Raw genomic sequence first — 13,520 nt, 5'->3', positions numbered from 1 at the left:
ACCAAACTGACTCAGTTTGTGCTTTCACTCAGAAACGGCTTTTCACCGTTTCCAAACGATACGTTCCACTTTCCAGTTTTTCAAAGCATCATCAGAAGGAATCAAACCTTCCGGGCCATTCCAGTTGCCTGTAAACAGATAACTGACATTCTTGCTCTGCGGAGATATGCAGATAACTGCCCTCTTCTCTGACTCACCCACCGCATTTCGGCAAGCATCAAATGCCCGGTCATACAGCGCCGAGAATGGCGTACCAATCTTTGTCCCCCAGACAGTTTCAATATCTTTATCCAACACGTCAATACGGCTGACTTTTCCATCTGCCTGACCAAAAAGTTCTATTTTCAGTTGATCACCCTCCATCGCTTGAAATACCGTCATTAACTGACCATTTTTCGTTTCCATACCGCTGCGTAAGTGGTACTTCCCATCTAACCCTTTATCTATCGCGTCCTTATTCATTGCTGTCAGACTATTTATTTCCCCAACCCCTTGAGCTGAGATTTTTAACGAACTACCAAACCAGCTAAAAGGCGACAAACTCGACCATGAAAAACCCGATGAGCCCGCACAACCGGTCAGTAACAATGAACAACCTATTGTGGCAAAACGTAATCCTGACAAAATGTTAGCTAAAGAAAACTCCTGCATAACTGGCTCCTTTTGATTAAATACAGAGATGGCTACTGAGACATCACACCACGATTGTTAGTTTCAGAGAACAGTTTAAATTATTAACCATGAGTGAATATCACATTGATTAAATATCCCTTGACTGTATACTGTTTTTCTAAAAATAAGTCACCATAATGAGATCAATATGATGAAAAAAACACTTGCAACCGTTGCCCTGATTACTTTATTCAGTGCACCATTAACAGCTCAAACCACACATATGCAATCTGGCGGTTTTTCTGGTCCAAATGCTACCCAGCACCAAACCCAGACAGCACCACAAGGTGGTTTTATCGATAACAATGTAAGAATTTCGACCACTGAACAAGTTAAAAATATGTGGGATGACAGTTGGGTCGTGCTAGAGGGAAATATCGAATCCCGTATTCGTGGTGATCACTTCATACTCCGTGATAACACAGGCGTTATTGAAGTCGAAATTGATCATAAATACTGGAATGGCCAAACAATAACACCTCAGGATAAAGTGCGCCTTGAAGGTGAAGTCGATAAAGAGTGGAGTTCCGTGACAGTTGATGTGAAAAAAGTAACTAAATTGAATTAATGATTTTTGGCTGAATGAGATTCATTCAGCCACATTTCTACTTAATATTCCTGATCAATAATCAAACGCTTGCTGAAAATAACACTCTCCTGATGGCAATCTTCGTATTCCAACTTTTCACACATATAAAGAGTGGCATCATTATCCTCAGGCACAATAAAAATTATTTTCGGACAACCACGGGCAATCAGCTTCTTTTCCAACCGTGAAATTAATGCATTCGCAATTCCCCGTCCCCGGAATTCAGGATGAACACCCAAATAATAAGCCGAACCACGGTGACCATCATAACCACCCATAACAGTCCCAACCACTTCACCCGCCACTTCCGCGACTAAAAACAGGTCAGGATCATGGGTCAGCTTACGCTCAATATCCATTTCAGGATCAACACCAGGATTAAGTAAATCGCAGCGTTCCCATAAGGTAATCACAGCTTCAAAATCATCTTGTCGAAATACCCGAATTTCCATTCCTAACCAACCTGTTTTTATTGAAATAACCATTTCACATTATCTTCGCTTTAGCAACGGAATCAATATGAAAATGTGTTCTTTATCACCAATAGGTATAATATAGCAATCACTGCATTATAATGAGAAAAGAATCATGAATACACTAAACGTTAATAAGATTAAATCTTTTTTCCTTTCATTACAAAATGACATTTGCCGGCAACTGGAACAGGCAGATAGCAAAGGGAAATTTATTGAGCAGTGCTGGCAACGGGCAGAAGGCGGCGGTGGCCGCAGCCGAATTATGAAAGAAGGTGCGATATTCGAACAAGCCGGCGCTAATTTTTCCCATGTATCAGGCACCATGCTTCCCTCATCAGCAACAGCCCATCGCCCTGAATTGGCCGGCCGTAATTATCAAGCCATGGGGGTCTCTCTGGTTATTCATCCTTTAAATCCCTATATCCCAACCAGCCATGCTAATGTCCGGTTTTTTATTGCAGAAAAAGAAGGTGAAGCGCCAGTATGGTGGTTCGGTGGAGGTTTTGATTTAACACCTTATTATGGTTTTGAGGAAGACGCTATTCACTGGCACACTACCGCCAGAAATATATGTCAACCATATGGAGAAAATCTCTACCAAAAATATAAAAAATGGTGTGATGAGTATTTCTATATTAAACATCGAAATGAAGCTCGTGGAATTGGCGGCTTATTTTATGATGATTTAAATACTCCTGATTTTGAACATTGTTTTCACTTTACTCAGGATATAGGTAAAGGTTTTATTTCTGCTTATCTGCCTATTGTTGAAAAAAGGAAAAACATATTATGGAGTGAACGTGAACGGCAATTTCAATTATATCGCCGTGGTCGTTATGTTGAATTTAACCTGGTTTGGGACAGGGGAACCCTATTTGGATTACAAAGTGGCGGACGAACAGAGTCTATCTTAATGTCCATGCCACCATTAGCACGCTGGGAATATGACTATCACCCTGAACCAGGATCTGCGGAAGCTGCTTTATATACTGACTTTTTGCCAGTAAAAAATTGGATATGATTTTTTATCATGTTAGGAATATTATAAACAATTATTCCTAACTATTTATATTTTTAATACGACCAATACAGAAATCCCTCGCACAAATGACACAACAATTTATTAACAATCCTTTAACATAAAAGAAGCATGTTGGCCCTGATGACTATCCGATGGAAACGTGTTTAATATGAAAATGTACCTAAAGAGTACATCTAATTAATAACTAATAATTTATTCCAGGAGATATTTTATGCAAATACAAAACAATAACTACAAAGGTTTAATACCACCGTACATTCTTCAAAATATTTATAAGAATAACAGTGAAAGTGAAAGAGATAACGTATTAATGACATTAAATCATACCCAGAGTTTAATGTTGGATAGTGTTATTAAAACATCAGACTCTATTGATAATACTGATGATAAAGTTGTTAGCGATACTCTACATCGTAGTATTTACGATGCAAAAAATGGAACCAAATTACCTGGAACTTTAGTACGAGATGAAGGTGACCCAGATAATGGCGACGTAGCCGTTGATAACGCATATAAATATCTGGAAGCAACTTACAATTTCTACAAAGAAGTTTTTAATCGCAATTCATTAGATGATAAAGGAATGAAATTGATTGCCACCGTGCATTACGGCAAAGAATACATGAATGCGTATTGGGGTAGAGGACAAATGGTGTTTGGTGATGGTGACGGTAAGGTTTTCAATAATTTCACCACATCTATCGATGTAATTGGCCATGAATTATCTCATGGTGTTATCGAAAAAACAGCAGATTTGATCTATTTCTTCCAGTCCGGCGCATTGAATGAATCAATTGCCGATGTCTTTGGCTCGCTGGTAAGGCAACATTATCTAAAACAGAAAGCTGATGAAGCAAGCTGGGTTGTAGGGGAAGAATTACTGGCTAAAGGTATTAAAGGTGTAGGGATTCGTTCAATGAAAGAACCCGGAAAGGCATATGATGATCCTCTTCTTGGTAAAGATCCTCAACCTGGTCATATGGATGATTTTAAAGACTATCCGATTTATAGAGATAATGGTGGTGTTCATGTTAACTCAGGTATTCCTAATAAAGCGTTTTATAATCTCGCGATAAAATTAGGCGGATATGCCTGGGAAAAAGCAGGAAAGATATGGTACAACACATTGCTGGATAAAGATCTTGCACGCGATACTACCTTCTTATCCTTCGCCAAGTTAACAGTTAAACATGCTCGTGATTTATTTGATGAGGATGTTGAAAAAGCCACTATAGACAGTTGGCAAGAAGTGGGCATTAAAGTGGAAGTGAAGGACGAAGATAAAGGAAAAGACAAGGGAAAAGATGAAGGAAAAGATAAGGAAGAAACTAAAGTGTAATCTATAAACATATCGCTGGTTTAATACCAGCGATATTCTATTATTTGTAATACTTAACCTGGCAACCCCTATTAATAAAAAAAGATAGCTAATGAAAGATGCTGAAATTGTTAACGCCGAATTTCACGCTATACTGTAGAAACCTGAAAAATAACCGTGTAAACCTGGTATATCATGAACAATAAAATCACCGAATCCATAACTGATAGTAAGATCACAATTTCCCTGCAAGGAGGATTTGCTGCTACACCTGGTCTTAGCCAAGATAAAACAGTGAATTTAAAATCACTGTCTTCCCACCAGAAACAACTATTTGTTCAGGCTATAGAGCGGAATTTTTCTGATTCTATGTCACCATCACCATACCCTGACCAACATTATTATCTGCTCTGCATCATCACGGGAAATGAAGAATATCACTTCACATTTCCAGAATTAGACGCGCCAGAAATAATTACTCAAATATGGGATGCCAGCAAAAAGGGTGGTTAATCACCACCCCCTTTCTTTATTAGAATTAACGCTTTTTCAAATGAGACATCAGACGCTTACGTTTACGCATCTGATTTGGCGTCAAAGTATTACGTTTATCAGCAAAGGGGTTGGTCCCTTCTTTAAACTGAATCCGGATGGGTGTCCCCATCACTTTCAAGGACCGACGGAAATAGTTCATCAGATAACGCTTATAAGCATCAGGCAAATCAGCGACCTGATTACCGTGGATCACAACAATAGGTGGGTTATAGCCACCAGCATGTGCATATTTCATTTTTACCCTGCGCCCGCGGATCATCGGCGGTTGATGATCTTCTTCAGCCATACGCATGATACGAGTTAACAGTGCAGTATTTACCCGACGAGTCGCGCAGTCATAAGCCTCAAGAATCGAGTCAAACAGGTTACCCACGCCACTGCCATGTAAAGCAGAGATAAAATGCACTCTGGCAAAGTCAACAAAACCAAGACGATAATCAAGCATTTCTTTCACTTGCTCTTTATCTTCCTGTGACATGCCATCCCATTTATTGACCGCAATAACCAATGAGCGCCCACTATTAAGAATAAAGCCCAATAGCGACAAATCCTGATCGGAAATGCCTTCACGAGCATCGATCACCAGTAATACAACGTTAGCATCTTCAATTGCCTGAAGGGTTTTGATGACTGAGAATTTTTCAACCGTCTCAGTAACCTTACCCCGCTTACGCACACCCGCAGTATCAATCAGGATATATTCGCGGCCATCACGCTCCATAGGAATATAAATACTGTCACGGGTAGTACCCGGCATGTCATAAACCACAACTCTTTTTTCACCTAAGATACGGTTCGTCAAGGTAGATTTACCGACGTTCGGCCTGCCGACAATGGCTAATTTTAATGGCAGAGTTAGTGGATCAAAATCATCTTCCTCTTCTTCCACCATTTCAACTTCATTCTGTTCCTGCGCAGCCCAATAAGCTGCGTTGGCTTCTTCCTCAGTCAGCTCAACCTCTTCTTCTTCGCCTTTACCGGAGAAAGGCAGCAATGCCCGTTCAATAAGTTGGGTGACACCACGACCATGAGAAGCAGCGATGGAATATATATCACCCAATCCGAGCGAATAAAATTCAGCTACGGATGTATCAATATCAATACCATCGATTTTATTCGCCACCAAAAAAGTGGCTTTTTCGCGACTGCGCAGGTGTTTTGCTATAGCGTGGTCTGCCGGCATCAGCCCGGCACGGGCATCTACCATAAACAGAACAATATCGGCTTCTTCAATTGCCATCAAAGATTGTGCCGCCATATGAGTTTCAACACCATCTTCTGTACCATCAATACCACCGGTATCAATGATGATAAATTCCTGTCCTTCGACTTCGGCCCGACCATATTTGCGATCGCGGGTCAGACCTGGAAAATCCGCTACCAGCGCATCTCTTGTACGGGTTAAACGGTTAAATAACGTGGACTTACCCACATTTGGGCGCCCTACCAGAGCGACGACAGGTGTCATTTGTTAATGCCTCATGACTAAATTTGAAATCAGTATTTTGCTACTCATCGTTAACTGCAACAAAACACTAAAAAGACGAAACGGCCCCTGTTCTTTTCAGGAGCCGTAGGATTATAACAACTCTTTACTCTCTATTTCCGGTAAACAGACAGTAAGAAATACTCAACGGGTAAACAGGTAAACTGTACCGTCTTTCGCCTGTACCATCAGCTTATCACCGGCAACAACCGGACGGCTCATTAAGCCGGAGCTATCAACTTTATGTTGAGCAACAAACTTACCATCATCCATATTCAGCCAATGCAAATAGCCTTCACTATCACCAACAACCAGATAGCCATTATACATTTCAGGTGCCGTCAAATTGCGGTGTTGTAATTTTGTCTGAGTCCACAGCGTTACACCATCACTTTGACGCAGACTCATAACTCGATCGTTTTGATCAACAATGTAAATACGATCACCGGAAACAACCATCTCGTTCACTGAACCCAAATCGCGTTTCCAGAGGATCTGGCCTGAACGCATGTCAAGCGCCACCAGATTACCGTTATAGGCTATCGCATAGATTACGCCTTCAGAAATAACCGGTGTTGTATCAACATCATTAAGACGACCGATTTCTGTCGAACTGGTTACCTGAGAAATACGTTGCTGCCAAATCAGTTGCCCCTGAGAAATCAGCACTGCGTTGACACGACCATTATCGCCCCCCACGATCGCGGCACCGTAAGCCACAGCCGGAGCTGATTCACCACGCAACGATAATGATGGGGTATCCATATTAACGGACCACTGTGCTTTTCCATCTGACTCATTCAATGCCTGCAACATGCCGTTGCTGGTATGAATCAATACCAGGCCATCACTCACCACCGGACGCGACAACGCTTCTCCAGCAACTTCAGACTCCCAGGTAATCTGGCCGTCTTCGGTATTTAGCGCGATGACTTTGGCACGTTCAGTGCCAACATATAAATGATTCCCAGCAACGGTCAGGCCGCCAGAAAGCAACGCAGGGATACGGGAAGAGAGAAGACCGGCTTTTTCAGCTAGATTTACCGACCATATCTCTTTGCCGCTATCAATGTCCAGCGCCTTAACGATGCCATGACGATCAGCGACATAGACGACAGAACCCTGCCAGGTTGGTGTCAAGTGAGAGTAATAATGACCAACACCATCACCTACAGATTTATCCCAGATAACACTTGGGCTAAATTGATTCTCAACCTGTGGCAACGGTGACATCGTTACTGTGTCCTGCTCACTTGAACAACCCGCTAACAGAACAGAAGCCACCAGACCAACCAAGAGTGTTTTACGCAACTGCATTGAAAGGATCCCCTTAGCTGGATAAATTATTCAATTTAAGATTTAACATCGATTTGATCGCCTGCGGTGAATCTGATCCCAGACCTTTGGTATAAGCTGCACGGGCACCCGCAATATCACCTTTTTTCAACAGCGCATCGCCGCGGATATCCTCTGCCACAGCAACCCAACCGGAACCTTTCACCTGTTCCAGTGTTTTCAATGCAGCATCCGCCTTATCTTCCGCCAATTGAACCCTGGCTAAACGAATATTAGCCAGAGCCTGCAAATCTTCATTTTTTGTCTGACTAACAGCCGCAGATAAAAATTGATCCGCTTTGGCTAGCTCATTCTTTTCAACAGCCAGTTGAGCCAAATGCATATGAGCCATCACGCCATAACTATTGTTAGTTTCAGCAGCAAACTTCTCAGCGGCGGCATGATTCTCTTTTGCACCGGAAATTAATCCACGATTTACCTGTTCAAAAGCTTCCGCACTGCCCTGCAATTGATTTGTCTGATGAGATTGCCAATAACGCCAGCCAATCAGCGCGCCAGCACCCAGTACCAGCCCGAAAACCAACGCTTTGCCATTATCGACAAAAAAGCGTCGGATCGCGTCAACTTGTTCGTTTTCATTGGTATAGACTTCCACGGAGTCTCTCCTTAACCTAACAATTCAGCCAAACGAGCTGCAATTTCGCTTTGCGGCAACGTTTGTTGTTCGCCTGTACGTAAATCTTTAATCGCAGCCTGACCAGAACGGACTTCATCTTCACCCAAGATCAGCGCAATTTTAGCGCCTTGTTTATCTGCACGCCCCAATTGCTTCTTAAAGTTCCCTCCCCCGTGGTTAGTCACCAAGCGCAATTGTGGCAAAACGTCACGTATCTGTTCGGCCAGAATCAACGCTGCCTGCTGACTGCCTTCACCGAAGGAAGCAAGATAAACCTCCGCCACTGATAGCTCCGCCACAAATGCCGGGTTCATTTCCTGCACCAACAGAACCAGACGTTCCACTCCCATAGCAAAACCCACAGCAGGAGTAGAACGCCCCCCCAGTTGCTCAACCAGTCCATCGTACCGGCCACCGGCACAGACAGTCCCCTGAGCCCCCAGAGCCGTTGTCACCCATTCAAATACCGTGCGGTTATAGTAATCCAGACCACGAACCAGACGCTGGTTAATCCGGTATTTGATACCAGCCGCATCAAGAAGCGCACGCAGGCCGTCAAAATGTTCCTTTGATTCGGCATCAAGATAATCAAACAGTTCCGGCGCATCATTAAGAAGTTGCTGAACCTCAGGATTTTTTGAATCCAAAACACGCAATGGATTGCTGTACATACGACGTTTGCAATCTTCGTCCAGCTTATCTTTATGCTGCTCAAGGAAAGCAACCAGCGCTTCGCGGTAACTGGCCCGCGCGGCCAATGAACCAATCGAGTTCAGTTCAAGCGTCACATGTTCAGAAATACCAAGCTCACGCCACCAGCGGGCAGTCAATAAAATAAGTTCAGCATCAATATCAGGTCCCTGAAGACCAAAGACTTCAGCCCCTAACTGGTAGAATTGGCGGTAACGGCCTTTTTGTGGACGCTCATAACGGAACATGGGCCCGAAATACCATACGCGCTGTTCCTGATTGTACAGCAGACCATGTTCAATACCTGCACGCACACAACCTGCGGTATTTTCAGGACGCAGGGTCAAACTTTCACCATTGCGATCATCAAAGGTGTACATTTCCTTTTCGACCACATCAGTCACTTCCCCGATAGCCCGTTTGAATAACGGGGTCTGCTCTACAATCGGTGTGCGGATCTCGCTATAACCATAACCCGCCAACACGCGTTTCAAAGTGCTTTCAATACGCTGCCAAATGGCAGTGTCTGCGGGCAAGTAGTCGTTCATGCCACGAATAGCTTGGATATTTTTTGCCACGTCTTATCTCTGTTAATAATTCAAAAATGATGTTGATTATAGAAGCGAATACGGACGAGCTTCAATTAGCAAACTAAAACAACACTGGCTCATCACAACGATGAACCAGTGTCAGGTATATTATTTATCCAGTTGACTTATGTCGATACGCTTATTTTCATCCAGCATTGATGCCTTAGCGCGGATCTTAGCCTCAAGTTGATCGATCATATCAGCATTGTCGAGACGCTCTTTCTGCCGCACTCCGTCTTCATAAAAACCACTTTTTGTTCTGGCGCCAGTGACACCCAGAGTAGAAACCTCCGCCTCACCCGGTCCGTTAACCACACAGCCAATGATCGAAACATCCATCGGGGTGAGTAAATCTTCCAGGCGTTGTTCCAACGCATTAACAGTGCCGATAACATCAAATTCCTGACGAGAACAGGTTGGACAGGCGATAAAGTTAATACCCCGGGAACGAATACGCAGTGATTTCAGAATATCAAAGCCAACTTTAACTTCTTCGACAGGATCGGCAGCCAAAGAAATACGCAGGGTATCACCAATACCTTCTGACAGAAGAATACCCAAGCCAATCGCTGATTTTACAGAACCGGCACGAGCGCCACCGGCTTCTGTGATACCAAGATGTAATGGCTGATCAATCTCCCGGGCCAATAAACGGTAAGCGCCAACCGCCAGAAATACATCTGACGCTTTTACGCTGATTTTAAACTGGTCGAAATTAAGTCTTTCAAGAATATTCACATGGCGCATAGCAGATTCCAACAGTGCTTCCGGGGTTGGCTCACCATATTTTTCCTGAATGTCCTTTTCCAGTGATCCGCCATTCACACCAATACGGATTGGAATATTTTTGTCGCGGGCAGCCGCCACAACCTCACGGATACGCGCTTCATTACCGATATTACCAGGGTTAATGCGCAGACAATCGACCCCATACTCTGCAACTTTAAGCGCGATACGGTAATCAAAATGGATATCGGCAACCAAAGGAACATTAGCCTGCTGCTTAATCAATTTAAACGCTTCTGCCGCGTCCATCGTTGGTATTGATACACGGACAATATCAACCCCAACACGCTCAAGCGATTTAATCTGTTGAACAGTAGCTTCCACATCTGTAGTGCGTGTGTTTGTCATTGACTGCACCGCAATGGGCGCGCCATCCCCGACTGGCACATTCCCTACATAAATACGCGTAGATTTGCGTCTTTTTATCGGCGATTCATTATGCATACTGGTGTTTCTCCCATACTTCCATGTGCTTACTTATAACATGACAACGATGCCGTAACTGCCAAAGGCATTCATTGTGTTCCCGGTACTTTAAGACGCGCAATACGATGCTCTTTAATAAAGCGGCTTAAATCGACAACTTGCCCCCGGAACTGTACATCCACTACAGCAGGGGCACCAATAGTTAATTTATAAGGTAATGAACCGGAGAGACTCAGACTGTCACCTTTCTTTTTAGTTCCGCTAAACAGCATCTTTCCATTCGCATCAGCAACCTGTAACCAACAAGATGCTTTGAAATTCATCACCAGTTTATTACTGTCAGCCACTGCCGTTGAACTATTTTCAGACACATTCGGTGTTTGAGCTGTACCCCGGTTAACGGGTAATGGAACAGTTTGTGGCTGAGTTTCAGGTGGTTCCACCGCCTGATGTTGAGCTGATGCTACAGGCGGAGACGTTTCCCCGCGATTGTTATCAGCATTATTCGCTTTCACCGAATTTTCGGTTGAAGCGGCAGATAATGGCTGCTCACTAGCCTGCAACTGTGTCGCCTGATCGTTACTTTCCGTGGATAAACCCGCTGCCTTGGCTTTCTTTTGGGCAATCTGTACCGCAGACTGATCAGCCATCGAAATCAATTCTTTCTGTTGAGCTATGTGATTTTGCCACCACCATGCTCCCGTCAGACTAATCACTACCAGAATAATTAGCCACGTAATCCACATCAACCAACTTTCACGTTTTTTACGTTTCTTACCCAATGAAAAACTCTGCATTGGTGAAACCTTCGCGGTTTTTGCCGGGGTATGCTTATCCAGAATCGTCAGAATTTCCGCCTCTGGAATTTGTACCAATTTAGCATAAGAACGAACATAACCACGCAGGAAAGTGGGTACCATATTGGCCGGTATATTGTCCTCTTCAATATCACGGATAGTGGAAAGTTTCAGACACAGACGATCAGCCACCGTCTGTTGAGTTAGCCCGTGCTGTTCACGAGCCTGACGCAGGAGCTGACCTGCTGTCAAATGAGCTTGTTCTGGAGTCGTTTCAGTATTCATTAGCAAGAAGACGCGGTACTGTCCAAGTTGTGAAAAACTTCGCGCTGGCTCCTTGCGATAATCCTTACATTATACAATGGCCTGCGCGGCGAAATAGATTTGCTATTTTACTAGCGGCAAATCACTGATAACAAATACGCCTGTCAGCATTATTCCCGGTTAACAGAATTTTGGCTTCTTCATACTGCCCCTGCTCACAGAGAAAAACGCTGTAATAATACAATACCGTATCATTTCCTGGCGCATACTGCATCGCCATTTTGTAACGCTGACGGGCAGCTTCCGGCTGGCCGGAATATTGCTCATACAACGCCATACCTAATTGAGCCTGATAATGGTTTGGCTGTGCCAATAATACCTTATCAAAGTGGTATCTGGCGGCAGGTAAATGACCTTCAGCCAGATAGGCCATTCCCAGTTGAATCCGGGTTTCTGCCGCAACTGTTCGCTGTTTATTTCCGTTTGCCGGTTGATTGGAACATCCTGCCAATAATACGGCAGCAACAATCATTCCCGATAACGATTTCCTTATCATTCCATCCCCACTTAATTAAGGATACGCAATTGTCGCAATAATTTCAGTTACTGCATGACAAAACATAGCAACATTCAGACTGTTCTTACCTGGATAGGTTCACCTGCCTGACGTTTTTTCAGTGTCCGTTTTGTACGATCAATCACATCGCCCGCAAGCTGACCACATGCGGCATCAATATCATCACCACGAGTCTTGCGGACAATAGTTGTGAAACCATATCCCATCAGCACCTTAGAAAAACGGTCGATCCGGCTGTTGGAACTGCGGCCATATGGCGCGCCCGGAAACGGATTCCACGGGATCAGATTAATCTTACTGGGTGTGTCTTTCAGACATTCAGCCAATTGATGCGCCTGTTCTACACTATCGTTAATATGATCAAGCATGACATATTCCACTGTCACACGCCCCTGGTTCGCATTCGATTTCGTCAAATAACGGCGCACTCCCGCAAGAAACTGCTCAATATTATATTTGCGGTTGATAGGAACGATATCATCACGCACATCATCTGTCGGTGCATGCAGGGAAATAGCCAAAGCGACATCAATCATATCGCCAAGTTTATCCAGCGCAGGCACCACACCGGATGTGGATAGCGTCACACGGCGCTTAGACAAGCCGAAACCAAAATCATCCATCATGATTTCCATCGCAGGAACCACGTTATTCAGGTTGAGCAGAGGTTCACCCATTCCCATCATAACCACGTTGGTAATCGGACGGCGACCACTGGATTTCAGTGAGCCAATTATTTTCGCCGCACGCCAAACTTGACCAATAATTTCAGAAACCCGCAAATTACGATTAAACCCTTGTTGAGCGGTAGAACAGAATTTACATTCCAGTGCACAACCTACCTGAGAAGAGACACACAACGTAGCCCGATCATCTTCCGGAATATAAACCGTTTCAACTTGCTGATCGCCAACAGTGATAGCCCATTTAATCGTGCCATCGGCTGAACGTTGTTCCTCTGCTACCTCGGGCGCACAGATCTCAGCAACTTGCTGCAATTTCGCCCGCAGGGTTTTGTTAATATCCGTCATCTGCTCAAAATTGTCATAGCAGTAATGATACATCCATTTCATCACCTGATCGGCACGGAAGGGTTTTTCCCCCATATCGGTGAAGAACTGGCGCATTTGTTTGCGATTCAGATCAAGCAGGTTAATTTTCCCGCCTTTTTTTTCTGGAGTTTCAGACACGACAGAAGCAGCAAATTGTGCCGCAGTATTTGATTGGGACATTTTTTTATATCGCCTCGTTGTTACACTTTCGGCTCTGCGTTGATGAAT

Annotated in this window: 14 protein-coding genes; 4 read left to right on the top strand and 10 right to left on the bottom strand. The window is 43.9% G+C overall.

Going from position 1 to position 13,520, the window contains the following annotated elements; translation table 11 throughout:
- Nucleotides 1-42 precede the first annotated feature (42 nt).
- Nucleotides 43-651, bottom strand: coding sequence for an RpoE-regulated lipoprotein (locus ACGF63_RS06645; protein WP_387629649.1), 609 nt, complete (start codon nt 649-651; stop codon nt 43-45).
- Between the two features lie 172 nt (nt 652-823).
- Between ACGF63_RS06645 and ACGF63_RS06640 the strand changes: the two genes are divergently transcribed.
- Nucleotides 824-1,240, top strand: a complete 417-nt coding sequence (locus ACGF63_RS06640) for a YgiW/YdeI family stress tolerance OB fold protein (RefSeq protein WP_036843531.1) — start codon at nt 824-826, stop codon at nt 1,238-1,240.
- A gap of 41 nt (nt 1,241-1,281) precedes the next feature.
- Here the strand turns inward: ACGF63_RS06640 and ACGF63_RS06635 are convergent, their stop codons facing one another.
- On the bottom strand, nt 1,282-1,713 hold the full coding sequence (locus ACGF63_RS06635; protein ID WP_036843169.1) for a GNAT family acetyltransferase: 432 nt from the start codon (nt 1,711-1,713) through the stop codon (nt 1,282-1,284).
- Between the two features lie 136 nt (nt 1,714-1,849).
- Between ACGF63_RS06635 and hemF the strand changes: the two genes are divergently transcribed.
- The 3 genes from hemF (at nt 1,850) to ACGF63_RS06620 (ending at nt 4,610) form a co-directional block, all read left to right on the top strand.
- The gene (gene hemF / locus ACGF63_RS06630) at nt 1,850-2,758 is read left to right on the top strand and encodes an oxygen-dependent coproporphyrinogen oxidase (RefSeq protein WP_387629647.1); all 909 of its coding nucleotides are present in this window, start codon (nt 1,850-1,852) and stop codon (nt 2,756-2,758) included.
- Between the two features lie 232 nt (nt 2,759-2,990).
- Nucleotides 2,991-4,118: a metalloprotease PrtS gene (gene prtS / locus ACGF63_RS06625; RefSeq protein WP_036843167.1), complete on the top strand. Its 1,128-nt coding sequence runs from the start codon at nt 2,991-2,993 to the stop codon at nt 4,116-4,118.
- A 174-nt stretch (nt 4,119-4,292) separates the two neighbouring features.
- Nucleotides 4,293-4,610 carry a protealysin inhibitor emfourin gene (locus ACGF63_RS06620; protein WP_036843166.1) on the top strand — a complete coding sequence of 106 codons (318 nt, stop codon included), beginning with the start codon at nt 4,293-4,295 and terminating at the stop codon, nt 4,608-4,610.
- Nucleotides 4,611-4,635: 25 nt separating this feature from the next.
- Here ACGF63_RS06620 and der read toward each other — a convergent pair whose 3' ends face one another.
- The 8 genes from der to ACGF63_RS06580 all read right to left on the bottom strand — a co-directional run bounded on the left by der (nt 4,636) and on the right by ACGF63_RS06580 (nt 13,472).
- Nucleotides 4,636-6,120: a ribosome biogenesis GTPase Der gene (gene der / locus ACGF63_RS06615; RefSeq protein WP_152962354.1), complete on the bottom strand. Its 1,485-nt coding sequence runs from the start codon at nt 6,118-6,120 to the stop codon at nt 4,636-4,638.
- Nucleotides 6,121-6,282: 162 nt separating this feature from the next.
- Nucleotides 6,283-7,455 (bottom strand): outer membrane protein assembly factor BamB, encoded by a 1,173-nt coding sequence (gene bamB, locus ACGF63_RS06610; RefSeq protein ID WP_036843164.1) that lies wholly within the window; start codon nt 7,453-7,455, stop codon nt 6,283-6,285.
- A gap of 13 nt (nt 7,456-7,468) precedes the next feature.
- On the bottom strand, nt 7,469-8,089 hold the full coding sequence (locus tag ACGF63_RS06605; RefSeq protein ID WP_166285794.1) for a YfgM family protein: 621 nt from the start codon (nt 8,087-8,089) through the stop codon (nt 7,469-7,471).
- An 11-nt stretch (nt 8,090-8,100) separates the two neighbouring features.
- Nucleotides 8,101-9,378 carry a histidine--tRNA ligase gene (gene hisS, locus ACGF63_RS06600; protein ID WP_036843160.1) on the bottom strand — a complete coding sequence of 426 codons (1,278 nt, stop codon included), beginning with the start codon at nt 9,376-9,378 and terminating at the stop codon, nt 8,101-8,103.
- Nucleotides 9,379-9,498: 120 nt separating this feature from the next.
- On the bottom strand, nt 9,499-10,620 hold the full coding sequence (gene ispG, locus ACGF63_RS06595; RefSeq protein WP_387629640.1) for a flavodoxin-dependent (E)-4-hydroxy-3-methylbut-2-enyl-diphosphate synthase: 1,122 nt from the start codon (nt 10,618-10,620) through the stop codon (nt 9,499-9,501).
- Between the two features lie 71 nt (nt 10,621-10,691).
- Complete coding sequence (rodZ, locus tag ACGF63_RS06590; protein WP_036843156.1) at nt 10,692-11,684, bottom strand: cytoskeleton protein RodZ; 993 nt, start codon at nt 11,682-11,684, stop codon at nt 10,692-10,694.
- 121 nt (nt 11,685-11,805) lie between these two features.
- The gene (locus ACGF63_RS06585) at nt 11,806-12,219 is read right to left on the bottom strand and encodes a tetratricopeptide repeat protein (protein WP_036843155.1); all 414 of its coding nucleotides are present in this window, start codon (nt 12,217-12,219) and stop codon (nt 11,806-11,808) included.
- A 74-nt stretch (nt 12,220-12,293) separates the two neighbouring features.
- Nucleotides 12,294-13,472 carry a bifunctional tRNA (adenosine(37)-C2)-methyltransferase TrmG/ribosomal RNA large subunit methyltransferase RlmN gene (locus ACGF63_RS06580; protein WP_036843154.1) on the bottom strand — a complete coding sequence of 393 codons (1,179 nt, stop codon included), beginning with the start codon at nt 13,470-13,472 and terminating at the stop codon, nt 12,294-12,296.
- Nucleotides 13,473-13,520 lie beyond the last annotated feature (48 nt).

It is taken from the genome of Photorhabdus sp. RM322S (assembly GCF_042879395.1).
GTDB lineage: Bacteria > Pseudomonadota > Gammaproteobacteria > Enterobacterales > Enterobacteriaceae > Photorhabdus > Photorhabdus khanii.
Note: the sequence above shows the minus strand (reverse complement) of the source record. Positions and strands in the feature narration are given on the sequence as shown.

Bases quoted from the DNA above. Each gene is read 5' to 3' on its own strand.
- ACGF63_RS06645 (WP_387629649.1), bottom strand. From the start codon at position 651: ATGCAGGAGTTTTCTTTAGCTAACATTTTGTCAGGATTACGTTTTGCC.
- ACGF63_RS06640 (WP_036843531.1), top strand. From the start codon at position 824: ATGAAAAAAACACTTGCAACCGTTGCCCTGATTACTTTATTCAGTGCA.
- ACGF63_RS06635 (WP_036843169.1), bottom strand. From the start codon at position 1,713: ATGGAAATTCGGGTATTTCGACAAGATGATTTTGAAGCTGTGATTACC.
- hemF (WP_387629647.1), top strand. From the start codon at position 1,850: ATGAATACACTAAACGTTAATAAGATTAAATCTTTTTTCCTTTCATTA.
- prtS (WP_036843167.1), top strand. From the start codon at position 2,991: ATGCAAATACAAAACAATAACTACAAAGGTTTAATACCACCGTACATT.
- ACGF63_RS06620 (WP_036843166.1), top strand. From the start codon at position 4,293: ATGAACAATAAAATCACCGAATCCATAACTGATAGTAAGATCACAATT.
- der (WP_152962354.1), bottom strand. From the start codon at position 6,120: ATGACACCTGTCGTCGCTCTGGTAGGGCGCCCAAATGTGGGTAAGTCC.
- bamB (WP_036843164.1), bottom strand. From the start codon at position 7,455: ATGCAGTTGCGTAAAACACTCTTGGTTGGTCTGGTGGCTTCTGTTCTG.
- ispG (WP_387629640.1), bottom strand. From the start codon at position 10,620: ATGCATAATGAATCGCCGATAAAAAGACGCAAATCTACGCGTATTTAT.
- rodZ (WP_036843156.1), bottom strand. From the start codon at position 11,684: ATGAATACTGAAACGACTCCAGAACAAGCTCATTTGACAGCAGGTCAG.
- ACGF63_RS06585 (WP_036843155.1), bottom strand. From the start codon at position 12,219: ATGATAAGGAAATCGTTATCGGGAATGATTGTTGCTGCCGTATTATTG.
- ACGF63_RS06580 (WP_036843154.1), bottom strand. From the start codon at position 13,472: ATGTCCCAATCAAATACTGCGGCACAATTTGCTGCTTCTGTCGTGTCT.